Below are 24842 nucleotides of genomic sequence, written 5' to 3' on the forward strand. Positions count from 1 at the left end.
TGGCAATTTAGAATGTTTATAATCCACAGCTTTTATCTAGAGCGTCAAAAACACCTTTCTTCCAACAACCATTATTTAAAATTTCACCAGATTTATCATACATAATTCCCTTTCCGTTTGGTAATCCATGATCCACTTCACCTACGTATTTTTTCCCTGAAGATTTGTAATAAAGAGTACCTTTAAACTCTCCAAAAAGACTATGTTCTCCTTCAAAAAAATCTCCATTAGGGTAAAAAGTTATGCCATTTAACGGTACAGGAACTCCTCCTACAACTAACGAGACAAGTTTTCCTTCAAACCTATTTCCATTTTTATAAGAAATAGTGCCTTTACCTATACACTTCCCATTTTGGAATTCACTTTTATAAACATCACGAGATGTAGTAATGGTACCAAATCCATTTTCCAATCCATTTTTGAATTGACCTACATAAATCATATTATTTCTATATTTCATTTTACCATTGCCATGCATGGTATTATTGTCATAATCGCCCTCATAAACTTCACCATTTTTAAAGGTATAAACTCCTTTTCCTTGTTTAACGTTCATGACAAAATCGCCCTCATAATAATCTCCGTTCTGATACCAAAGTTTTCCTTTCCCGTTTGGCTTTCCATCCAAATAATCTCCTTCATAAATTAATTTACCAGAAGAATCTATCATTTTTCCATTTCCATTTGGTGAATTGTTTTGAAAAACCCCTTCTAATATCCTACCATCATTATAAACCATTTTTCCCTTTCCGTTCGCTTTACCATTTTGTAATTCACCTTCATATATACCAACATTAAGAACAAGCTTTCCAACCGATTTACTTGCAACTGCAATTGGAGAAGTTTTATTTTGATTGTTCAATGGAACCGATGCCACCTTAGAATGGTTTCCTATAAATTTATTCTTATCAAATAGACCTTCCTCAACTTTTCCATTAGCGTAGGTAAATTTACCATATCCAGTCCGATAACTATTTTGCCACTCCCCTTCATATTTATTTCCGCTAATAAAGAAATAGGTTCCCTTTCCCGTTTTTTGGCCATTTACCCACTCACCTTCATACTTATCCCCTATTTGGTAATAGTAAGTTCCTTTTCCATGGAATTTTCCATACGCCCATTCTCCTACGTATTTATCCCCTTTTGGTGCATTGATATGTCCATAGTCAAAAGTTCCTTGCCCATGAAAATAATTATCTTTCCAGTATCCTTTATAAGAACCCCCAGGTTTACCCAAATATTTCACAATTCCTTCACCATATCCATTTGCCTTACCATTTTTTACTGCTCCAAAATACGCTATGGTTTGATTAGAATTTGAAGGGCATATAAAACTAAGATTCTCTTGAGCATAAGAGCAAAAGCAGAAAAATGTCAACAGAAATAATAAAAACAACTTTTTCATATTGGTTAAGTGAATATTGACTCATAAATATAATGTTTTTGGGCTTGGTGAAAGTGAAGATTTTATCCCAAATATTGATACTTGATAACCCAACATTTGACTAACCGTAAATGTATCTTCGGAATTTATTCTTGTTTAAACAATAGCTTTAAAATTTATCCTTGCTTGTTTTTTTACTTTCAGTTATGAATGTGATAAACTTTATTTACCAATTTTAAGAATTGTTGGTCTTACGGATATCAATTAACTAATTTATTAAAGCCAAATACATTAAAATCCATAACACAAATTCAAAAAGCAGATTTAACTTTAGAGATAAAGATATTGATTTCGTTATAATAAAAGCAGACTAGCTATTAAAATATCACTTTAACATTTAAAAAAGGAGTATGAGTGATAAATTAATTTAATAACTTACAGTTTTTAAAAGCAAAAGAATGGTACTATTTAAAAACTTATCAGCTGTAAAGCTCATCTACAGGTGTTCGCTAGTTGTTCACATCACCTTTGCAAAACACCCCATTTTTGCGAACAACTAGCGGAGATGGTACAAAGATACTAGCTAAATATCAAGCACAATTCTTAGGTTAGCTTTCAGCTTTTCTTGTTGATTTGGAGTTAATTCTCCTAGTCTGTTTATGAGCCTTTTGTTGTCAATCGCCCGGATTTGGTCTACCAAGATATCACTTAATTTATCCAGTTGATTTTCCTTTAGATGAACCCTCAATATTTGTATATCTTGCTGTACATTGGTAGTGATAGGACAAATAATGGTAGATGGATGAATCTCATTCAATAAATCAGTTTGAATAACCACTACCGGTCTTATTGTGCCAGGCTCTGTTCCCCTACTTGGATTAAGATCTGCTAACCAAATGTCGAATTGTTTAATTTTCATCTAGCAAGCTTTCAAATTCATGAAGAATATCCAAAGATTCTTTACTTGTTAATGCAGATTCTTTAGCAAGTTGTTTCTTCAATAATCTCTTTCTATGAACAAGATTATAAATTCTAACAGCCTCGTTGATGTAACGATTTCTAGCTATGTGTAACTCATGAGTAATCTCCTCAGCCTCATTGAAGATTTCATCATCTAATTTTAGTGATAATACTTTCATACTACAAAAGTATATATTTTTGGTATATACCAAGAATATCTTTAGACAATAATTTTGAAAATTTAACTTATTAGGTATTTGATGATGAATAAGTCAAGTCTTGAAACCAACCAACTAAAACCTAACCAACTAACAAACTAACTCCCGATAACTATCGGGACTAACCAACTAACCACCTAAAACCTAACCAACTAAAACCTAACCAACTAAAACCTAACCAACTAACCACCTAACAAACTAAATACTCTGCGCAATTACATAACCACTAGCCCAAGCCCACTGGAAATTATAACCTCCTAACCATCCGGTAACATCCACACACTCGCCTCCAAAATATAAACCGGGTAATTTTTTAGCTTCTAAAGTTTTAGAAGATAACTCATCTGTAGCTACACCACCACGCATGACCTCAGCTTTATCGTAACCCTTATCTCCTGCCGGTTTAACTTTAAAATGATGGATAAATTCGTTGATGGTGATAAAATCATCTTTTGTTAAAGAGGCTAGATTCTTATGAGTAGGTATAATATCGCTTAAAGCGTCAACAAATTTACGGGTATAAAATAAAGTCAAATAGTTAGCTAATATTTTTTTACCATTCACGCTCCGCTCCTGCTCTATCAATTCTATGATATTCTGATGTGGTAATAAATCAATCACAATACTTTGGCCCGGTCGCCAATAAGAAGATATTTGCAAAATAGCAGGTCCACTTAAACCCCAATGCGTAAATAAAATATTCTCCTCAAAGCTTATTTCATCATTACTCACAATCGCAGGTATACTATTGCCGGATAAATGAGCAAACCAATCTGCATCTTTACCGGTAATGGTTAAAGGAACTAAAGCTGGTGCAGTTTGCACTACCTGTAACCCAAACTGTTTGGCAATTTTCAAAGAAAAATCTGTAGCACCCATTTTAGCGATAGGTAAACCACCACTAGCCATTACCACTTTGGGGCTATATAAAGTTTCTGTTTTTCCGTTTCTTTCAAAACTTACTTTAAAAAGCTCATCTTGCTTTTCTATAGCTAAAACGTTGCTATTTAAGTAAATATCCTGTCCAAAATCATCACAAATTTGTTTAAAAACTTCCACAATATCTTTCGCTTTATTGCTGGTAGGGAAAAGTTGTCCTAAGGTTTTTTCTTGCCCAGTTATCCCATAAGTCTCAAAAAAACTGATCGTATCATCCACTGTCCATTGTGATAAAGCAGACTTGCAGAAATGTTCATTCTCTGATATAAAATTTTCTGCCGAGGTATAATAATTGGTATAATTACATCTGCCACCACCAGAAATCAATATTTTGGCTCCCACTTGTGGGTTTTTCTCAAGAATTAATGTTTTCTTACCTAAATATCCCGCTTGTACGGCACACATTAATCCACAAGCACCACCACCAATAATAACGGCATCGTATTTAGTTTCTAACATGCAGCAAAAATGAGATTTTTATGAAGCATCACCAAAGAATATCCTGCTTAAGTTTGCAGCATTTGGCTTAATAATCTTACTTTTGTAACAAATCATGGAAGAATACTCCCAAATCTCGGCATTCGGTAAAGTTCTCATTTTCCTTATCATGGGAATTGTATTTGTGATGTTGGCTTTTATCACCAATAAAATCATAGCTCCAAATAAGCCAAATCCAGAAAAAAATAGCTCTTATGAATGTGGTGAAGAAGTTATTGGTAGTTCATGGATTCAATTTAACAGTCGTTTTTACGTTATAGCCCTTATTTTCTTATTATTTGATGTAGAGATGGTTTTCATATTCCCTTGGGCAACCGTTTTTAGCGATGCAAGCCTAATTGCACAAGACCAACGTTGGGGATGGCTAAGTTTCACTGAAATGTTAATTTTCATTAGCATATTATTATTAGGCTTAGTTTATGTTTTGAGAAAAAAAGATTTAGATTGGATAAAACCTGTATTAAAACTGCCAACAGTTGACACCAAAATTCCATTAAGTGCCTATCATGCTATAAATGAGGAAAAATATCAGCCTGGCTTAAAAAATAAACAGCTAGAAAACGGCCCGATTGTACAGGAAAATAACATCGAAACAGAAAATATAAAACCAAAATTTGTCCCAAGATTTAAAAAATCATGAGCTTAGAACAGCAATTAGAAAATGGTGGTGTTGTAGTTACCAAATTAGATGATTTGCTAAACTGGGCAAGACTATCATCTTTATGGCCATTAAGTTTTGGTATTGCCTGTTGCGCCATAGAAATGATGGGCTCTATGGCTTCTAATTATGATTTAGATAGGTTTGGAGTTTTCCCTAGACCTAGTCCACGCCAGGCAGACGTGATTATTATTGCTGGTACGGTAACATTTAAAATGGCCGAAAGAATAAAACGCCTTTACGAGCAAATGCCAGAACCTAAGTATGTTATTTCTATGGGATCTTGTTCTAATTGCGGAGGACCATATTGGGAGCATGGTTATCATGTGGTAAAAGGTGTGGATAGGATAATCCCGGTGGATATTTATGTACAAGGCTGCCCGCCAAGGCCAGAAGCTTTAATAGGTGGTATTTTAGAATTACAAAAGAAAATAAGCACACAATCTTTAAGCACAATTTAAGTTTTGTTTAACACAGAGCTTTTGAATATATAAATGAAATCAAATATTACACAAACCCGTTTGGGTATTCTAGGTGGCGGTCAGTTAGGCCGAATGCTCATTCAGGAAGCTATTAATTTTAATCTTTCTATCAGTATTCTTGATCCTGATGCAAATGCCCCATGTAAAAACATCTGCGACTATTTTGAAGTTGGTTCTATCAGCGACTATGAAACTGTATATAACTTCGGTAAAAACCTTGACTTACTCACCATAGAGATAGAAAAAGTAAATATCGAGGCTTTAGAAGATTTAGAAAAAGAAGGCGTTACAGTTTTTCCTCAGCCTAGAATCATCAGGTTGATACAGGATAAAGGTTTGCAAAAACAATTCTTTAAAGAAAATGATATTCCAACATCAGAGTTTCAGCTTATTGCAAATAAAGAGCAATTATTAATTGATAAAATACCTTTTCCTTATATCCAAAAATTAAGAAAAGATGGTTATGACGGTAAAGGCGTTGTTAAAATTGTTGATGAATCTGATTTAAACAAAGCTTTTGAGCAGCCTTCTATTGTAGAAAAATGGATTGATTTTGAAAAGGAAGTAGCCGTTATTATTGCCAGAAATGAAAATGGCCAAACAGAAACTTTTCCTTTGGTAGAAATGGATTTCAATAAAGAAGCTAATCTGGTAGAGTTTCTAATCAGCCCATCAACCTACAGCTTCGAAATTCAGCAGAAAGCAGATAAAATTGCCAGAGATATTGCAGATTGCCTAAACATTGTAGGCTTGTTAGCAGTAGAAATGTTTGTAACCAAAAATGGCGAAATTTTAGTGAACGAGTTAGCTCCTCGTCCGCATAACAGTGGCCACCATACCATAGAAGGAAATGTTACTTCTCAATTTCAGCAACATTTAAGAGCTATCTTAAATTTACCATTGGGTAGTACCGCAAGCATATCCAATGCGGTTATGATCAACCTTTTAGGCGAAGCTGGTTATGAAGGCCCGGCAGAATATGAAGGTTTAAAAGAAGTACTACAAAAAGAAGGTGTTTATGTGCATTTATATGGTAAAGTTTTCACTAAACCTTTTCGTAAAATGGGTCATGTTACCATTGTAGATCAAGATAGAAACGCTGCTATAGAAAAAGCACAATTTGTTAAAGAAAAATTAAAAGTTAAATCATAATGTATAAGCCAAAAGTTGGTATCATCATGGGTAGCCGGTCTGATCTTCCTATTATGGAAGAAGCTGCTGCTATTTTAAAAGAATTAGGTGTAAGTTACGAGCTAACTGTTGTTTCTGCACATCGTACACCAGAAAGAATGTTTGAGTATGCAAGTAAAGCAGCAGAAAGAGGCTTAAAAGTTATCATTGCTGGTGCTGGTGGTGCAGCACATTTACCTGGTATGGTGGCTTCTATCACTACAATTCCGGTTATTGGTGTACCTGTAAAATCAAGCAATTCTATTGATGGCTGGGATTCTGTTTTATCTATCTTACAAATGCCAAATGGTATTCCTGTAGCTACAGTAGCGCTTAATGCCGCTAAAAATGCTGGTATATTAGCTGCACAAATTTTAGCTACCGCCGATGAAAACCTAGCGCAACAAGTAGCAAAATTCAAAAACGATTTAAAAGCAAAAATTGAAGAATCGGCAGAAAGCTTAAAATCAGAAGGATACCCTTCAGCGTTTTAATTCCATTCCGGATTTTCAGGAAAATTAGCTACATGGGCATATTTAACGCCTAAATTTAAAATAGCTTCTTTCCAGATATTTTTATCAGAATACTCAAAAATCATAGCTGGGTGGTATTGATCAGATACTATCCAGCTATTTTCATTCATCTCGGTTACCAATTGTCCATTATCCCAACCAGAATAACCCATAAAAAACTTAATCTCAGCTTCGGTAATGTTATAACTGTTAATTTGGAGCTTTAGCGTTTCAAAATCGCCACCCCAAAATAAATCTTTCCCTATAGGTATCCCTCCCGGGATTTTATCCGGAGAACAATGTATAAAATTTAAAGTATCATTAGCTACAGGCCCACCAATATGAACCAAAAAATTAGCATCCCAGCAATCTGCAACAATATCCTTCAGCAGTAAATTACTTTTATGATTCAGTACGTAGCCAATATCCCCTTCCTCGCTTCGCTCGGTTAGTAAAACTACCGAACGCTTGAAATTTTCATCAAGCATAAAAGGCTCTGATATTAATAAATCTCCAACTTTAGGTAAAACTTTACTCAGCATATCTATATAAACGAAGATGTATCGATTTAGATTTTAAAAATCGTAATAAATACTGATTCATGTCATTTATTTTAAATTATTTTTATCCCAATTTGCAATTCGTAAGTTTGTATAAAATGAATGAGCAAAAATTAAATTTAAAAGATTTAAGACAAGATTATCGTTCTGCCTTTCTTCTGGAGGAAGACATTGAAAAAACACCTTTAAAGCAGTTTGAAAAATGGTTTAAAGATGCGTTAAAAGCAGAAATTCTAGAGCCCAACGCTATGACCTTGGCCACTGCATCTAAAGAAGGTATACCATCAGCAAGAATTGTTCTTTTAAAAGATTACGATGAAGATGGCTTCACTTTTTTTACCAATTACAGCAGCAATAAAGGCCAACAATTAGCAGAAAACCCTTTTGCAGCATTAGTTTTCTTTTGGGGAGATTTGGAAAGACAAATCCGAATTGAAGGTGTGATCGAAAAAATTAGCATACACGAATCCACATCTTACTATCACTCTAGACCAAAAGGAAGTCAGCTTGGTGCCTGGGCATCTCCACAAAGCAGTATAATCCCAAATAGGGAGTTTTTAGAACTAAACTTGAAAAAACTAGAAGAACAGTATAAAGATAAAGAAGTTGTACCGAAACCGGACTTTTGGGGAGGTTATAGGCTTATTCCTAATTTGATAGAATTTTGGCAAGGAAGATCTAACCGTTTACACGATAGGATTATCTATAAAAGACAAAAAGACGAATCTTGGACCATAGAAAGGCTTGCTCCATGACATTTACTGAGATAAAAGAACTCATAATACAGAAATTTGGTCCTGATAGTATTGAAGCAGAGGAAACACAAGGCTTACAACCTGCTTTAGTTATCAAAAAAGATCATATTGTTGAAGTTTGTTTAATGCTGAGAGATAACGAAAACACCTGGTTTGATTTCTTATCGAGCCTTAGCGGTATAGATTATGGTGTAGAAGCTCAAAAATTTGGCGTGGTTTATCACTTATCCTCTATCCTTAAAAAGCATCAACTGGTTTTAAAAGTCTATCAACAAAATGATAGAGACGAGCAAAATTTACCCACATTTAAATCTGTTACCAGCGTTTGGAAAACAGCCGATTGGCATGAAAGAGAAGCTTTTGATCTTTTAGGTATTTATTTTGAAGGTCATCCGGATTTAAGAAGAATTTTATTACCCGACGATTGGGAAGGATATCCTTTAAGGAAAGATTATAAAACAGCAGAGCAATATCACAACATTAAAATAGACATGTAAGTTGAAATATACAGAAGCATTAGAAAGGTATCAACATAAAATTAATAGCGTTTCATCAGAAGAAATGGTACTTAATTTAGGGCCACAACACCCTAGTACACATGGTGTTTTACGTCTTGAATTAATTACTGATGGGGAAATCGTAAAAGAAGTAATCCCTCATTTAGGCTATCTTCACAGATGTTTTGAAAAACATGCTGAAGCGCTTAATTACGGTCAAATTATCCCTTTTACAGATAGGATGGATTATATGGCATCTATGAACAACAACCATGCTTTTGTTATGGGTGTTGAGAAAATGCTAGGTATTGAAGATAAAATCCCGAAAAGGGTTGAATACATAAGAGTGCTGGTTTGCGAACTTAATAGAATTGCTTCTCACCTGATTGCCATTGGTACTTACGGTATTGATATTGGTGCATTTACACCATTTTTATGGTGTTTTAGAGACCGAGAACATATTATGAATATGTTAGAATGGACTTCTGGTGCCAGAATGCTTTATAATTACATTTGGGTTGGAGGTTTATTTTATGATGTTCCGGTAGGTTTTGAAGAACGTTGCATAGAGTTTGTAAAATACTTCAAACCTAAAATGAAGGAATTAAATGAGCTCCTTACAGAAAATCAAATCTTTATATCTAGAACCGCAAACGTAGGTGTTTTACCTTTGGATGTGGCCATAAATTATGGATGTTCTGGTCCTATGCTACGTGGATCTGGCTTAAAATACGATTTAAGACGAGAGGATGAGTACTCGGTTTACCCAGAATTAGATTTTGAAATTCCTTACGCTAAAGGAGAAATTGGAACTGTAGGTGATTGCTGGAATCGCTATAAAGTTAGGGTTGATGAAATTGAGGAATCTCTAAAAATTATTGAGCAATGTGCAGTAAAGTTACAGCATGAACATAAACGCACACCAGATTTTGATCCTAGAGCTTTAGTACCTAAAAAAGTTGTTCCTAAGCAGCAAGATTTTTATTGCAGAGCAGAAAATCCTAAAGGTGAGATTGGATTCTATTTTATTGCGGATGGTAAATCTGATAAACCTTTCAGGGTGAAATCAAGAGGCCCGAGTTTTAATAACTTATCTGTTATATCAGAGATTTCTAAAGGTGTTTTAATCGCTGATTTAGTTGCCATTATTGGCTCTATAGATATTGTTCTTGGAGAAGTTGATAGGTAGCATAGATGTTAGCTAACAAAAAAAGCTTCGACAAAATCGAAGCTTTTTACTAGTGATTAGGTTAATCTTAATTATAAACTTTCACCATAAAAATATAATCTTGCATCTTTTTAATTTGTTGTGTTCTGTTAAATGATGCTAAACTATTTTTATGATTGATTTTAAGTTTCTTCTTTAAAGAATCCTGAGGGATATTTTCTATCGCTTTCAACAAATAGTCTGATTTTATGGCGAAAGCGGCGCCATCAACCTGAGTTTGTTTACCACTAATCACACCAATTACGTTTCCTCTATTATCCATTAAAGGTCCGCCAGAGTTTCCTGGGTTAACCGGTATAGAAACTTGGTAAGCAATAGAATCTCCACCAAAACCAGTTTGCGCACTTAAATAACCTTTACCATAAACAACTTCGTCTCTTGGGTAGCCAATGGTATAAACATCTTCACCTAAATCTGAAGATGACTTTTTAAAAGTATAAGGCAAAGGCGATAATGACTCAAACAAAGGATCTACAATTTGTAAAATGGCAATATCATAAGATGGATCTATATAAATGGTTTGAACTTTAAAAGACTCGCCTTTATTGTTTTGAATATAAACAGAATCTGCCCCCTGTACAACATGATAATTGGTAACCAAATAACCATTGGATGATAGTGCGAAACCTGTTCCTCCAAACTGGCTAGGTGCTATTTCTTTGTTAGGAGATTTAGAATTGATATTTCTAATCAAAGCATTTTGAGATTTTTTGATAGACTCCATATCTCTCTTTAATGCATTATAGGTAGAGGAGTTACCAGATTTTCTAAACTGCCCGGTAGATATAAGAGTTATCAAAGTAGCTAAAATAGCTACCGATGCAGCCACAGCAAAGTTTCTTTGATATTTTCTGAAGTATAAAACAAATGCTGATTCTTTTTCTTGCAATTCTTCTTTTAAAGAAACAATATCCAGCTCGTTATGGAAACTATCCATGGATGATTTTAGTTCCTGAACCTCGCCATAACCTTTTAATGATTTTAAAAAATCCAAATGGGCGATTACTTTGCTATCCAAATCTGGCTGCTCTGCTCTCTCCTGCTCAAATTGCATCATCTCCTCATCAGACATTTCCTGATACAGGTAGGCTTCAATTCTTTTAATCAATGCTAACTCACTGTTCATTTTTCATTTTTTTGATTAAAAAATAATTTTTTCAATCGTTGTAAACACTTATATTTTTGCGTTTTAGCATTATCTGCGTTGGTATAACCAAATTTTTCGCAGATTTCTTGCATAGAACGGTTATGTATATAAAAATCTTCAATAATAGTTTTACACGGCTCACCTAAATCTTTCAGCGCAGTATGCATCATCGCAAATTGCTTATCTTTTTCTTGATGATGTTCTATCTCCTGCTCTACCGGAATATAATCCTCATAATCTTTAATATCGCCGCTAAATCTACTTTTCTGATGAAGCTTTTTTAACCATAATCTTCTGCAAACAGAATAAATAAAAGTTTTTAGTTTACTACTTAATTCAAAATCTCCACTTTTAATTTTACCATGCAATACAATAATTGCTTCCTGGTAAATATCTTTTGCATCATCCTCATCACCATTGTTATTGATAACCAGTTGTAGTATCATGGGAAAATATGCCAGATACAAATGCTTTAAAATGGAAGATGAATTATTCAGAATACCTAAAATAATTTCACTATCTGTTGGCTTCGAATGATTTATCTTTTTATTCAATGTTAATACGATTTAAACGAAATTGTAACCCAAAGTTGGTAAAAAAAAACTTTTAGCCAATTAAAATATGAAGAACATCTGAAACAATAATGCGCTATAAGTTTTAGATGAGGATAATGATGAAAAACTACAAGCTACTCTTAAAAATATAAATACAAAATAAGACCTAATCATGTGGCTAAAGTATTTCTAAAAATTATTTTCGCAATAAAAAGCCTGATTTATTAGCAGTTAACGTGATTTTTCTTTTTTTATTAAAAAAATATTTAAAAATCGGGTTACCTTTTTACCTTTGCAGTATTAACGATTAAATTATCAAAAATTAAAAAAAGAAATTAACATGAAAAATTTATTAAAATTCGGATTTTTTGCTTTAGCTATCTCTTTATCAGTAGTTGCTTGTAACTCTAACAAACCAGCTGAAGAAGCAACTGATTCAGTTGTTACTGATTCTGTTGTAGTTGATACTGCTGCTGTTGATACAGTTGCTGCTGATTCAGTTGCTGTTGATACTGCTGCTGCTATGTAAGCAAAAATCTTTTAAAGATTTTAAGAAAAGGCTCTTACAATTTGTAAGAGCTTTTTTTTGTTTATATAATTTCTCTTGAGTACTGTAAACAAAAAAAGATTGTCTTCTTTCAAGACAATCTTTTTAAGAAGGGCGGTCGATGGGGCTCGAACCCACGACCCTCGGCACCACAAACCGATGCTCTAACCAACTGAGCTACAACCGCCGTTTGGTGTTGCAAAAGTAGAATCTTTTATGATATATGCCAAATTTTGTTCAAACATTTTTTAAATAATAAAACTAAATTATTGATAGTTAGCCGTATTATTTTATTTGCTTGAGGTATTTAGTCTTTTCTTTATCTTCGTTAAATGATTGAAATTTTTACAGATGGTGCTTCTAGCGGTAACCCTGGACCAGGTGGGTACGGTGTAATTTTACGGTCTGGTCATCATTATAAAGAACTTGCAGAAGGATTTAGGTTAACCACCAATAATAGAATGGAGCTATTAGCCGCTTGCGTTGGCCTAGAAGCTTTAAAAAGCTTAAATCAACAAGTAACTATTTTTTCTGATTCTAAGTATGTCATAGATGCTGTAGAAAAAAAGTGGGTATTTGGTTGGGTTAAAAAGGGTTTTGAAGGAAAAAAAAACAAAGATTTGTGGTTAAGATTCTTAAACGCATATAAACTGCATCAAGTAAAGTTTGTTTGGGTCAAAGGGCATGCCGGGCATCCAGAAAATGAAAGATGCGATCAACTAGCTGTGTTAGCAGCTAAAGGGAAAGATTTGAAAATAGACACTGTTTTTGAAATAGAAAACAAAAACAATAAGACCATTTTATAACAGTCTTATTGATATTTATATTTTAAGACATCACTAACGGTGAATATTCACGCATCATTTCTTCAGCCTCTAAAACCATTTTGGTAGAGCCAATAAAAATAGCTGCTCTTTGGTGAATCTCTGTCACTTCCATATCTAAAATTCTTTCGTAACCGTTGGTAGCTCGCCCTCCTGCTTGTTCCACAATAAAAGCTAAAGGATTACACTCATAAACCAATCTCAATTTACCATTAGGCGCACTTGCAGTAGAAGGATAAATATAAATTCCTCCTTTAATAAGGTTACGATGTAAATCGGCCACCATAGAACCAATATATCTTGATGTATATGGTCTGGAAGTAGCTGCATCTTCTACTTGGCAATGCTTAATATATTTTTTTACACCCTCGGGAAAATGCACATAATTACCCTCGTTAATACTATAAATAGAGCCAGTTTCCGGAATTCTCATTTCTGGATGCGATAAACAAAACTCACCAATTGAAGGATCTAAGGTAAAACCGTTTACTCCTTTACCTGTAGTATAAACCAACATGGTTGATGAACCATAAATGATATAACCTGCCGCAACTTGCTCTGTTCCTTTTTGCAATATATCCTCCAAAACACCAGGGCCTTCTTTACTTTTTCTTCGATAAATAGAAAATGTAGTACCTACAGCAACATTAACATCTATATTAGATGAGCCATCTAAAGGATCTATGGCAACTACATATTTGGCATTTTTAGAAACTTCTTTATTTAACAATACAATCTCTTCATTTTCTTCTGAAGCTACCAAACAACACTCTCCCCCACTGCTTAAAGCAGAAATAAATTGTTCATTAGCATAAACATCTAATTTTTTTTGTGTTTCGCCTTGTACATTTACAATACCTGATTCACCTAAAATATCTGCTAAACCAGCTTTATTAATTTCTCTATTAACAATTTTAGCAGCAATACCAATGTCTCTTAAAAGACGGGAAAGTTCTCCTTTCGCATAAGGAAAATCTGCTTGTTTCTCTATAATAAACTGACCTAGTGTTGTAACTCCTATCATAAATACCTTAGTGTATAATTTACATTATCTTACGCCTAATTCGACGACTTCTAAAGTATGAATTTTTTCTTCGGAAATACAAAATCTAATTAAAGTTCTCTGCTTATGCCATCCTATTTTCCCAGCTGCACCCGGATTTATATGCAAGCATTGTATTTTTTTATCAAACATCACTTTTAAAATATGCGAATGGCCAGAAATAAATAACTGAGGCGGCTTAGTGTAGATTTCTTTTTTTACAGCTGGGCTATACCTATCTGGATAACCACCTATATGCGTCATCCAAACATTAACCTTTTCGCAAGTAAATTTCAAATGCTCTGGATAAACTCTTCTTACTGTCTGATCATCTATATTTCCGTAAACGCCTCTTAAAGGTTTAAAAGCAGCTAATTCATCAGCCAGAGCTAAAGTACCAAAATCTCCAGCATGCCATATTTCATCACAGGTATCAAAATATTTAAAAACAGCATCGTCTAAATAACTGTGCGTATCTGATAATAAGCCAATTTTAACCATAATAAATACTAAAAAATAGTAAAGAAATTTTTAAGCGCACTTCTATATTGCAAAGAATGCTCGCCTTCTTTTTCATAAATTGTAAAAACCTCTGTTTGCAATTCTACCGAAGGATTTTTTTGAAACTTTAAAATATGCCTGAAAGCTTCTTTATCCTGAAAAGATTTAACAACTATTTTTCTTTCAAGATGTAAATAGTAATCGTTTGCTAAGTGTTCCAAAAGTAAAGATATTTCTAATGGAACAATTATTTCTAAGCTACCATGTTTATGTAAATGGGTTGATGCAACTCTTAACAAATCAATAAAAAAAAACTCGTCTGTATGTTTTGCAAGGTTTGTTTGATGATGAGGAGATTTTAAAGCATTAAGAAAAAAAGGGGGATTTGAAACAATTAAATCATACCTATTGGATGGATGCATCTCAAAAAACTCAATAAAACTATGATGGTGAGCTGCCAAACGCTCATGAAATAAAGAGTTCTGGAAATTTACGCTAGCAGTATCAACAGCCCTATAATCTATATCTAATGCATCTATTTTACTTTGATGATTTCTTTGTGCTAACATTAAAGCAATCACACCCGTTCCTGTCCCGATATCGCAAATACTTTTAGCTTGTTGAACATCACATAAAGCACCTAATAAAACCCCATCGGTATTAATCTTCATAGGGCAATTTTCCTGATTAACAACAAACTCTTTAAAATGAAATACCGACATATAACAAATTTAGCTTTTTAAAAGACCATAAAAGCAACAGATGTAAACAAAAAAATGCTCTTTCAACTTTAACGTTAAAAGAGCATTTATGCTGATAAGATAATGAATTTATGCTCCTAAGATATTGTGCAATACATTATCGTAGTTTGATTTAGCGTCTTGTACAGAACCAAAACTTTCATCATCTATCAATAATGAGCCTGCTGTTACATGACCTAATAAACTAAATTCTGTTTCTGTAGTAGCCATAAACTCGACAAAAGCCTCTTGCTCTTCTGGTTTAACACTTACCACGATACGTCCTTGAGCTTCACCAAATAAGAAGGCATCCTTTCTAATTTCAGCATCAGAACTAATATTAAAACCCAATTGATTTGGCATAGAAGCCTCTAATAAAGCAATATATAAACCTCCATCAGCAACATCATGAGCAGACTGAATGTGTTTATTACTGATTAATTGCTTAATCACTTGATGCGTTTCATATTCTTTATCCAAATCAAAATAAGGAGCCGGAGATGCCGAAATTTTATGATAAGATGCTAAATATTGAGATGAAGCAATATCATTAACAGATTCGCCAATGAGATAAATTAAATCTCCTTCTTGTTTGAAATCTAAAGTCATCATGTTGTTGATGTCATCCATCACACCTAACATACCAATTGTTGGTGTTGGAAAAACAGGTCCTTCATCTGATGATTGGTTATAGAAAGAAACGTTTCCTCCGGTTACAGGGGTTTCAAATTTTGTACAAGCCTCACCCATACCTTTGATAGCTCCAACAAATTGCCAGTAAACTTCAGGAATGTAAGGATTACCAAAATTAAGACAGTTGGTAATAGCTACAGGCTCGCCACCAGCACAAGTAATATTTCTTGCCGCCTCTGCTACAGCAATAGCACAACCTTTTTGAGGGTCTGCGTTTACATATCTAGAGTTACAATCTACTGTTAACACGATAGCTTTATTGGTATCTTTTACAGAAACAACAGCAGCATCGCTTGGTTTATTGGTAACCATATTGGCTGTACCAACCATAGAATCGTACTGATTGGTAACCCATCTTTTAGATGCAATATTTGGATGATTGGTTAAATGTTGAGCTACAGCTTTTAAATCTTCTGGCTCTTTAACATCATGAATATTAAATTTCTGGAATTCTTGATAATATGCAGGCTCTTTATATTCACGTTGGTAAACCGGAGCACCCCCACCTAGAACTAAATCATCAGCAGGTACATCAGCCACTAATTCTCCATTCATGAAGTATTGTAGTCGTTTGGTATCAGTAACTTCACCGATAATAGCACAGTTTAAATCCCATTTCTCGAAAACGGCTTCTACTAAAGCTTCTTTTCCTTTCTCTACTACAATAAGCATACGCTCTTGAGATTCTGATAATAAAATCTCGAAAGGAAGCATATTTTGTTGACGGGTAGGCACTTTATCCAAATCTATACGCATACCATGCTCACCTTTAGCAGACATTTCTGAGTTAGAACAGATAATACCAGCAGCGCCCATATCTTGCATACCTACAACAGCACCTGTTTTGATTACTTCTAATGAAGCCTCTAACAATAATTTCTCTTGAAAAGGATCGCCAACCTGAACTGCTGGTAAATCATTTACAGAATCTTCTGTGATATCTTTTGAAGCAAAAGCGGCTCCGTTAATACCATCTTTACCTGTTGCAGAACCTACAATATAAACCGGATTACCTACTCCGTGTGATGTTGCAGAAACTGTTTCTCCTACTTTTACAATACCGGCAGACATAGCATTCACCAATGGATTAACATGGTAACACTCATCAAAAAACACTTCTCCACCTACGGTAGGAATACCAAAAGCATTTCCGTAATCGCCAATTCCCTTTACAACGCCCTTAATTAACCATTGTGTTTTGGGATGATTTGGATCTCCAAATCTTAATGAATTTAATTGAGCAATAGGTCTTGCTCCCATTGTAAAAATATCACGGTTAATACCGCCTACTCCTGTTGCTGCACCTTGATAAGGCTCTAAAGCCGAAGGGTGGTTATGAGATTCAATTTTAAAAACACAAGCTATACCATCGCCAAGATCTACCATTCCTGCATTTTCTTCACCTGCTTTGGCTAGCATTCTAGGACCATCTTTAGGTAGCGTTTTTAACCAAGTGATAGAGTTTTTGTAGGAACAGTGCTCGCTCCACATCACAGAGAATATGGATAATTCTGTAAAATTTGGCGTTCTGCCTAAAATTTCTTTTATTTTTTCGAACTCTTCAGGACGTAAACCTAAATCTTTTGCGGTTTCTAGGGTGGTGAGGTTATTATTTTCCAATTTGATACGTATATTTGAATTAGGCCTCAAAGGTATGAATTCAAATCAGTTACTAAAAGAGATTTTAATATCTTCTTTATAAAATTATATGCTAAAACTTAAGTTTATTAGAGTATTTCTATTATTGAGTTGTTTGTTTTTCTGTAACCACCTGTATGCGCAACCATTTGGTAATGAATGGATTGTTCCATCACAAAAATACCTAAAAATAAAAATCTCAGAAGAAGGTTTGTATGGGATAGATGTAAACCAGGTTATACAAGCTGGTTTAATTACACAAAACATCAATCCAAAAAAATTTCAACTTTTTAATAAGGGAAAAGAAGTTGCCATTTTGGTAACAGGAGATGCTGATAATAGCTTTGACAGCAATGATAAAATAGTTTTCTACGGTAAACCTAATGACGCTTCTCTTGACAAAGTTTTATACAATAATCCTGCTGATTTACCTAATGATGAAGTTAGTCTTTTTGAAAATGATAATTACTATTTCTTAACCTATAATGAAAGCAGAGATGGCTTACGTTTAAAAGAATTTTCAGAAACTAATAACGGTCTTACCGAAGAAAGTTTTATCCTATCCAAAAGAAGAGTTAATTTTTCTGATAGCTACTATCCGGGCGAGTTCATACTTTCAGCCATGAGCCTTTCTGAATATATTGAAGGAGAAGGCTTTATGAGTAATACTTTTGCGAAAGGACAAAGCACCAACTTAAATATAAATGTAGCAGATATTGTGAGTAGTAGTTTTCAACCGCAACTATCTTTATATGTTGCAGGCAGGTCAAATGCATCTTCTACAAATCCTAGTGGCTTTAATCACCATCTAAGAATTCTTTTAAATAATAACACCGTATTTGACACTTTATTTAGAGGATACAAAACAGTTAGAAAAACACTCCCAATAAATCTAACGACAACAAATAACCAGATAACTTTTTCTGCTATTGATGATTTAGGTGCGCTTACAGATTTTCAGGCTATCTCTTATGCTGAAATTACTTATGCCCGCGGAACCAATATTATCAACACTCAAAGTTTAAAATTCACATTAAATAATAACAAACCCTTAAGTTATCTAAGGTTTAGAAACTCAGCTCTTTCAAGTCCTGTTTTATGGGATTTAACGAGCGATTTCCTTATTAAAGGAATAAAAAGTTCAACAAATGCTGATTTTGTGATTAACACCACTAATCAACAAAAAAATTATTTTTTAGCTGATTTAGATAACTTAAAAACAACGAACCTTATAAGTGTAACTTTTAGAAATTTCTTACCAACTGAAGTAAAGCCTTTTTTAATGGTTTCGAATAAGTTACTTACCGCAGGAGCTAACAATTATAAAGCTTATAACGATACCAGAAATATTGAAACCACTATTGCTTATACAGATGACTTATACAATGAATTTTATTATGGCTTTCATCATCCATTAGCCTTAAAAAACTTTTGTGCTTGGGCTTTAGCCAGAGGGAATATCAAACCGGAATATCTTTTGTTACTAGGAAAAGGAATGGAAATTTCTAAAGGCAATTTTAGTAATGATTTGGTACCAACCATGGGCTATCCTGCATCAGACAATATGCTTACTTCTGGCTTAAATGGCAGTAACTTAGAGCCCGGTTTAGCTACCGGAAGAGTACCTGCTAAAACCAATGAAGAGGTTGAAAATTATTTAAATAAACTAAAGGTTTATGAAGCCTTACCTAATGAAATATGGAGGAAAAATATTTTACATATATCAGGAGGTACCAGCAGCTCAGAAAACACTTCATTCTTTAACTATCAAAACTTATTATTTTCAAGAGCCGAAAATGAGTTTTTTGGAGCTAGTCTAGTAAGAGTGAGAAAAAATGTAAGTAATCCGGTAACAGATGTGCTTACAAATCAAATTATGGTTGAAACTGAAAAAGGTACCGGATTAATTTCTTACTTGGGACATGGCAGTTCTATAACAACAGAAATAATTTTAGCCGACTTAAATAGGCTAAATAACGAGAATAAGCCAGCTATATATCTAGTTAATGGATGTAGCACTGGCGCAGTATTTAGTCCAGTAACTTCATCTTTAAGCGAGCAGTTTATCCTACAAAAAAGAAATGGAGCTGTTTTGTGGATTGGAACTACAAGTGAGGGAGTTGCCTCTTATCTAAATGGAGCTTCTTTAAATTATTATAATAACTGGTTTAAAGACTATTACGGTTCGTCCGTTTCAAAAGGATTAAATTTAGGGCTAAAAACCTATCAAAATCCTAATGATAGGCTCAATATGGCGCATACAAGACAATTTATAATTATAGGTGATCCATATTTAAAATTTTATTCGCCAGAAAAATCCGACTATCATGTTGATAGTGAATCAATAATAATTCCGTCAGGGCAAACGGCAGCTAATCAAAACTTCAGTGCCAAAATTATCATTAAGAATATAGCAAAAGCGGTAAGTAACAAGGTAACTTTAAGAGTTTCAAGAATATTAGCAAATAATACAAAAATTAATTTGCCAGACACTTCAATTACCGTTTTTAATAGTGATACCATTAATGTAACTTTTAGTAATACAAATATTTTAAAAACAGGAAACAATAAGATTAGTGTTGAAGTTAATCCTGATCAATCTCTAGAAGAATTATCTTATCTAAATAATAGTGCATCTAAAGATTTTTTTCTTCCTGGTAATAGTGTAAGAGCTATTTTACCACTCGATAAAGGTGTAGAAAAATCCAATAATATCAGTCTATTGGCACAGTCGGAAGATTTGCTCACAAATACTGCTGAATATCTTTTTGAAATCGATACAATACCTGATTTCACTTCAGGATTTAGCAAAAAATCAGGTATAATAATTTCTGGATTATCTGCATCTTGGAATCCTAATATTAGTTTTGAAAATGGTAAAGTTTATTATTGGCGAGTGAGATTGAACCTAGATCCTTTAGAAGGAGGCGCTTGGACATCCTCTAGCTTTACTTATATTAAAGATTTTCCAGATGAAGCTATTAACTTCGGCCATATTGGACAATTACAAGATTATTCATTTGACAATATAAATGTAAAAAGTCCTTTTTTAATGGAGTTTAATAAGTCAAACATGCTTACCAATATAAAAACCAGAGGTGATGCAGTCCCTACTACTATTGAAAAAAGAATTAGAATAGATGGATTAGCGATATCTTATGCACCTATAGAATTTAATGGAATATCTATTTTGACATTTAATCCAATAAACTATACAGAAAGATTTCAATACCCAAGTCCTTATAATCATATTAATCCATCCGGAAGCGGCTTGTATGCGGGACCTTCAGGTCAATTTACTTATGATATTAGAAATAATACAGATTTAGATTCCTTAGTCAGATATCTTAAACAAATACCTGATAATTACCATATTATGGGGTATAACGGTTCTAATGCAGCTTTTAATCAATTACCGCAATATGTATTAAATGAATTTAGGAAACTTGGACTAACTAAACTAGAAACTATAAAAGCAGGAGAACCTTATGGTTTTTGGGTTACAAAAGGTAATCTACAAAGTGTTAAGGAAATTACAGCTGATTATTCATCTCCTATACCCCCTGCTTTACAATCTATAGCTGGAGATAATCCTATATCTTACCCAGGAAAAAACGGTAGCTTATCAACGAGTGTTATAGGACCTGCTAAAAATTGGAAAGAAATAGAATTTAATTTAGAAAATTCACCAAATGACAATTTTAATGTTAGAATAGTTGGCATAGATACTTTAAATAATCAGGTAAATTTATTCAATACTTCTAATAGTGAAAAAGTCGACATTTCTCAAATAGATACGAGAACCTATCCATATCTAAAGCTTTTTTATCAGTTCAATAATAACATAGAAGCAAAACTTCCCAAAACAAACTTTTTAAGAGTTACTTATAACCCTGTTGCTGATATATCTTTCTATCCTGAATTAAAAAATGAGCAGAATAAAACATCTTTAGATGAAGGAGATTCCATAAGATGGAATATTGGCTTAAAAAATTTCGGTCCAGTTACTTCTGATTCTTTAAGAATTAAATATGAACTCATAAGCGGTAACAAAACATTAATCAAAAACTTGAAAGTGCCTTTTCTACTTACTGTAAATGAAACTAATAATCTTATTATAAAAGCCCCTACTACAGGCTTCTCAGGAGAATGCTTACTTAGAATATCAGTATCACAAGTAGGCTTAAAAGAAGATAACGTATTCAACAATACAATATCTTCCTCCTTTACAATAAATAAGGATAAAATTCCACCAGTATTAAATGTACTGTTTGATGGAAAATACATTACCAATGGAGAACTTGTATCTCCAAAACCTCTTATTAAAATTATAAGTAACGATAATAATAAGTTTCTTATTATGAGAGATACCAGTCTAATTGAAGTTTATATTCGAAATTTAAATGACACATATAAAAGAGTTTATTTTAGTGGGTCAGAACTAGCATTTAATTCATCTGATATAAATGGTATAAATCAAATTAATATAGATTATAAACCTGAAAAATTTGAAGATGGAAAATATAGCTTAAAAATTATATCCAAAGATGTAAATGGTAATAGAGATATAAAAAATGATTATGAGATTGAGTTCGAAGTAGTAAATAAGCAATCTATCACTAATTTTTATCCTTATCCTAACCCTGTTACCGATAAGATGAAATTTGTTTTCACACTTACTGGAGATAAAATACCTGACAATATTAAAATTCAAATATTAACAGTAAGTGGTAAAGTTGTAAAAGAAATATCTAAAGAAGAACTCGGAAATATTAGAATTGGCAATAATATTTCTGACTACACATGGGACTGTACTGATGAATTTGGAAGTAGATTAGCTAATGGAGTTTATTTTTATAAAGTCGATATCGCAGATAGTAATAACATAGAACACAGGGCTTCTCAAGGAGATAAATACTTTAAAAATAAAATAGGTAAAATTTATATCATAAAATAATTTTACGATCTGCATATAAAGAAAAAAGAAGAGAAGATACTTGTGAAATACTTCCAGCTATAGCAGCCCCTACTATCCCATATTTATAAGTCAATAGCAAACCTAAAATAGCAATGGTTAATAAGCCAATCAAAAAAGATACGGTATTTAATTGTCTTTTATTTATTACACCAAAGTATTCTATATAAATAGTATTTAAGGATTTAGCTAATATTCCTGGCGTAAAATAAAATAAAAGCATCTTTATTTGCTTAAATTCCTCACCTAGAACTTTTACATATAAAAAATTTGGAATACAGAAAATAATTACCATAATTAAAAAAGTACCTATAAGACTAAGAGTCAACATTTTATTACGGATTATCTTAATATTAACCGCTCCGTCATTTTTAACCACTTGAGAGAAAAATATAGTTGCAACACTTTTAGAAAAAATCCATATAGACTCTGCTAGCAAAGTAACTATAGAAAATATACCTAATAATGATAAACCGAGAAACTTATTAATAACAAAATAATTTATTCTTAAATTAAATAGAAGCACTAAGTTATTTAGTTGATTTACCAATCCAATTTTGAAGCATTGATAAAAAGTTTCCTTAATACTGAATTTCCTTTCAAAAGTAAATAGTCTTATAATGAAGAGAAGAGATAAAAAAGATACTATCAGTAATGCAGATAATAATAAGTTCACATAGTTAATATCATTAAACGAATCATATAGCTTAATGAATGAAAATATGAATAGTATATGTAATACAGGCTGACTAATTCTAATAAGATTATACTTTTTGTAAAACTTGTTTACCAGCAAAATCTCCATTATATTTTGAATAATTGTAAATAATATAGCAGCAGATATAGTTTGAAATAGCTGGTTTTGAGGGATAATCCCTAACCAGAACATGATAAAACTAGCAATTGGCGCAGTTATGAAACACCAAAATATGGTTACTAATGTTAGAGAAGATAAAGAAGTTCTGTGATAAACAAAACCTATAGAACTTGTTCCTATAATAGCTGTGAAGATTTGTACTAAAGAAGTATTTAGTAAAAATAAACTTATATTGCCTCTACCATCTAGACCAATATATTTTAATGTATAAATAACTATAAAAGCATTTAATATTGTATATCCAACCGAACTTTGAAAATTATAAAAAATACTTTTAATCATTTCATCTTCTTTCTAAGCATCGCAACAAATCTATCAAATTTACGTTTAGTCAAAATCGCTTGCCATCTCCAATAATTAAATTTAACTTTATAATATGGGGTCAGCTGACCATTAAATTGTCTTTTAAAATTACCTATACCTTCGGTAGTAGCTCCACATAAATCAAATGACTTATACCCTTTAGATTTCAAAAAGTAAAAACTCTCAGCATAAACAGCGCTATGAACACCTGTATGATATAAAGTTTTATTAGAAGTAACAAGAAAATTAATACTTGAGTTTGAATAACTATCTAAAATCATTATCGATGAAGCAATAATTTCTGTATTATCAGAATATTTAGCATTTATAGAACAACCTAATCCTTTTTTTATGAGTTTATCAGCAAAACATACAATTTTATCACTAAAATCCTTAGAATAACCTAAGTTAATAAAACTATTATAATGGTATTTAATTACCTCTTCATTTGGCGAGTTATCAATTTTTAGTTCAATACCATACCTTTTACTCTTATTTATTTTATTTTGTACAGCCGATTTAAAACTTATTTTCTTATCAAGAAAATTAACATAAGTATAATAAGCATAAGCTTTAAACCCATTCCAATAGAAAGGTCTAATATCCATAAATTCTGGTGGTAGATTAAACTCAACTCTTTTAAATTTTTTTGTTAATTGAGAAATCCAAAGTAGAAGACATTCCTGAATAATAGAATCTGATTTTGAATTTAACCATATAGACGTATAAAAATATTCGTTAGGTTGAACAATCTGATTTTTTCTTTTATATAAAACTGAACCCAAAATTGGAATTTCACCATTAAAAACAATACTAGCCAAAGGGGTTAAATTAAATACATTGCAAGTAATCTCAATAAAATCAGTACTATTTAGTATAGATTGTTTGTTTAAACTCTTTGTAATTATATTCCATTCATTCAAATCATCATATATAACAAATTTCATTATTCGTTTTAATCTAAATACTTATTTAATTTAGGGAATTAATTAATCTCAATTGATAAAGTCTTATATAAAACACGTGATATACTTTAAACAACTTAAAATCCATAATAAAATTCTTTATTATGGATTGTGGATATTTATGTTTTTAACACTTTTAGCGAATCTCTTAAAATTAGAAATTATTCCATTTTTT

23 protein-coding genes and 1 tRNA gene are annotated in these 24842 nt (G+C 32.6%); 10 read left to right on the forward strand and 14 right to left on the reverse strand.

Features of this window, described 5'->3' with window-relative positions; all coding sequences use genetic code 11:
• Positions 1-16: 16 nt before the first annotated feature.
• The 4 genes from B2745_RS09690 to B2745_RS09705 all read right to left on the reverse strand — a co-directional run bounded on the left by B2745_RS09690 (position 17) and on the right by B2745_RS09705 (position 3960).
• The gene (locus tag B2745_RS09690; RefSeq protein WP_304065857.1) at positions 17-1405 is read right to left on the reverse strand and encodes a hypothetical protein; all 1389 of its coding nucleotides are present in this window, start codon (positions 1403-1405) and stop codon (positions 17-19) included.
• Positions 1406-1967: 562 nt separating this feature from the next.
• The gene (locus tag B2745_RS09695) at positions 1968-2303 is read right to left on the reverse strand and encodes a type II toxin-antitoxin system PemK/MazF family toxin (protein ID WP_304065860.1); all 336 of its coding nucleotides are present in this window, start codon (positions 2301-2303) and stop codon (positions 1968-1970) included.
• Complete coding sequence (locus tag B2745_RS09700) at positions 2293-2523, reverse strand: hypothetical protein (RefSeq protein WP_304065862.1); 231 nt, start codon at positions 2521-2523, stop codon at positions 2293-2295. Before B2745_RS09700 ends, B2745_RS09695 begins: the two co-directional genes overlap by 11 nt.
• Positions 2524-2760: 237 nt before the next feature.
• A complete protein-coding gene (locus B2745_RS09705) occupies positions 2761-3960 on the reverse strand; it encodes an NAD(P)/FAD-dependent oxidoreductase (RefSeq protein WP_304065864.1) in 1200 nt (399 codons plus the stop codon).
• A gap of 94 nt (positions 3961-4054) precedes the next feature.
• Between B2745_RS09705 and B2745_RS09710 the strand changes: the two genes are divergently transcribed.
• From B2745_RS09710 to purE, 4 genes are read left to right on the forward strand one after another with little or no spacing between them, the layout of a single operon-like run.
• Entirely contained in the window at positions 4055-4639 is a 585-nt protein-coding gene (locus B2745_RS09710; protein WP_304065866.1) for an NADH-quinone oxidoreductase subunit A, read from the forward strand.
• Positions 4636-5118 (forward strand): NADH-quinone oxidoreductase subunit B, encoded by a 483-nt coding sequence (locus B2745_RS09715; RefSeq protein WP_026903629.1) that lies wholly within the window; start codon positions 4636-4638, stop codon positions 5116-5118. Before B2745_RS09710 ends, B2745_RS09715 begins: the two co-directional genes overlap by 4 nt.
• 33 nt (positions 5119-5151) lie before the next feature.
• Positions 5152-6291: a 5-(carboxyamino)imidazole ribonucleotide synthase gene (locus tag B2745_RS09720; RefSeq protein ID WP_304065869.1), complete on the forward strand. Its 1140-nt coding sequence runs from the start codon at positions 5152-5154 to the stop codon at positions 6289-6291.
• The gene (gene purE, locus B2745_RS09725) at positions 6291-6803 is read left to right on the forward strand and encodes a 5-(carboxyamino)imidazole ribonucleotide mutase (protein ID WP_304065872.1); all 513 of its coding nucleotides are present in this window, start codon (positions 6291-6293) and stop codon (positions 6801-6803) included. Before B2745_RS09720 ends, purE begins: the two co-directional genes overlap by 1 nt.
• Here the strand turns inward: purE and B2745_RS09730 are convergent.
• Positions 6800-7363: a YqgE/AlgH family protein gene (locus tag B2745_RS09730; protein WP_304065875.1), complete on the reverse strand. Its 564-nt coding sequence runs from the start codon at positions 7361-7363 to the stop codon at positions 6800-6802. The genes purE and B2745_RS09730 overlap by 4 nt on opposite strands.
• Positions 7364-7479: 116 nt before the next feature.
• Here B2745_RS09730 and pdxH point away from each other — a divergent pair, with 116 nt between their 5' ends.
• The 3 genes from pdxH to B2745_RS09745 all read left to right on the forward strand — a co-directional run bounded on the left by pdxH (position 7480) and on the right by B2745_RS09745 (position 9822).
• Positions 7480-8136 carry a pyridoxamine 5'-phosphate oxidase gene (pdxH, locus tag B2745_RS09735; RefSeq protein ID WP_304065878.1) on the forward strand — a complete coding sequence of 219 codons (657 nt, stop codon included), beginning with the start codon at positions 7480-7482 and terminating at the stop codon, positions 8134-8136.
• Complete coding sequence (locus B2745_RS09740; protein WP_304065880.1) at positions 8133-8633, forward strand: NADH-quinone oxidoreductase subunit C; 501 nt, start codon at positions 8133-8135, stop codon at positions 8631-8633. Before pdxH ends, B2745_RS09740 begins: the two co-directional genes overlap by 4 nt.
• Positions 8634-8697: 64 nt before the next feature.
• Positions 8698-9822: an NADH-quinone oxidoreductase subunit D gene (locus B2745_RS09745; RefSeq protein WP_304066330.1), complete on the forward strand. Its 1125-nt coding sequence runs from the start codon at positions 8698-8700 to the stop codon at positions 9820-9822.
• Between the two features lie 67 nt (positions 9823-9889).
• Here the strand turns inward: B2745_RS09745 and B2745_RS09750 are convergent, their stop codons facing one another.
• A complete protein-coding gene (locus tag B2745_RS09750) occupies positions 9890-10987 on the reverse strand; it encodes a S1C family serine protease (protein WP_304065882.1) in 1098 nt (365 codons plus the stop codon).
• Positions 10984-11562, reverse strand: a complete 579-nt coding sequence (locus B2745_RS09755; protein WP_304065883.1) for an RNA polymerase sigma factor — start codon at positions 11560-11562, stop codon at positions 10984-10986. Before B2745_RS09755 ends, B2745_RS09750 begins: the two co-directional genes overlap by 4 nt.
• Before the next feature lie 340 nt (positions 11563-11902).
• Here B2745_RS09755 and B2745_RS09760 point away from each other — a divergent pair, with 340 nt between their 5' ends.
• Positions 11903-12091 (forward strand): hypothetical protein, encoded by a 189-nt coding sequence (locus B2745_RS09760; protein WP_026903620.1) that lies wholly within the window; start codon positions 11903-11905, stop codon positions 12089-12091.
• A 131-nt stretch (positions 12092-12222) separates the two neighbouring features.
• Here the strand turns inward: B2745_RS09760 and B2745_RS09765 are convergent.
• A tRNA-His gene (locus B2745_RS09765) sits at positions 12223-12296 on the reverse strand.
• A gap of 145 nt (positions 12297-12441) precedes the next feature.
• On the opposite strand from B2745_RS09765, the gene rnhA reads away from it, so the two are divergent.
• Positions 12442-12915, forward strand: a complete 474-nt coding sequence (rnhA, locus tag B2745_RS09770) for a ribonuclease HI (protein ID WP_026903619.1) — start codon at positions 12442-12444, stop codon at positions 12913-12915.
• Positions 12916-12937: 22 nt separating this feature from the next.
• On the opposite strand, the gene fbp is transcribed toward rnhA, so the two are convergent.
• The 4 genes from fbp to purL all read right to left on the reverse strand — a co-directional run bounded on the left by fbp (position 12938) and on the right by purL (position 17529).
• Entirely contained in the window at positions 12938-13957 is a 1020-nt protein-coding gene (gene fbp, locus B2745_RS09775) for a class 1 fructose-bisphosphatase (RefSeq protein WP_304065884.1), read from the reverse strand.
• A gap of 24 nt (positions 13958-13981) precedes the next feature.
• The gene (locus B2745_RS09780) at positions 13982-14476 is read right to left on the reverse strand and encodes a metallophosphoesterase family protein (RefSeq protein ID WP_304065886.1); all 495 of its coding nucleotides are present in this window, start codon (positions 14474-14476) and stop codon (positions 13982-13984) included.
• Between the two features lie 8 nt (positions 14477-14484).
• Complete coding sequence (locus B2745_RS09785; RefSeq protein WP_304065888.1) at positions 14485-15198, reverse strand: tRNA1(Val) (adenine(37)-N6)-methyltransferase; 714 nt, start codon at positions 15196-15198, stop codon at positions 14485-14487.
• Between the two features lie 108 nt (positions 15199-15306).
• Positions 15307-17529 (reverse strand): phosphoribosylformylglycinamidine synthase subunit PurL, encoded by a 2223-nt coding sequence (gene purL, locus B2745_RS09790; protein WP_304065890.1) that lies wholly within the window; start codon positions 17527-17529, stop codon positions 15307-15309.
• Positions 17530-17617: 88 nt separating this feature from the next.
• Between purL and B2745_RS09795 the strand changes: the two genes are divergently transcribed.
• Positions 17618-22504 (forward strand): C25 family cysteine peptidase, encoded by a 4887-nt coding sequence (locus tag B2745_RS09795; protein WP_304065891.1) that lies wholly within the window; start codon positions 17618-17620, stop codon positions 22502-22504.
• Here B2745_RS09795 and B2745_RS09800 read toward each other — a convergent pair.
• On the reverse strand, positions 22494-23681 hold the full coding sequence (locus B2745_RS09800; RefSeq protein ID WP_304065893.1) for a polysaccharide biosynthesis C-terminal domain-containing protein: 1188 nt from the start codon (positions 23679-23681) through the stop codon (positions 22494-22496). The genes B2745_RS09795 and B2745_RS09800 overlap by 11 nt on opposite strands.
• On the reverse strand, positions 23678-24649 hold the full coding sequence (locus tag B2745_RS09805; protein WP_304065894.1) for a hypothetical protein: 972 nt from the start codon (positions 24647-24649) through the stop codon (positions 23678-23680). Before B2745_RS09805 ends, B2745_RS09800 begins: the two co-directional genes overlap by 4 nt.
• Positions 24650-24842: the final 193 nt, after the last annotated feature.

Origin of the sequence: Pedobacter glucosidilyticus (genome assembly GCF_002483235.1) — a bacterium.
Lineage (GTDB): Bacteria > Bacteroidota > Bacteroidia > Sphingobacteriales > Sphingobacteriaceae > Pseudopedobacter > Pseudopedobacter glucosidilyticum_B.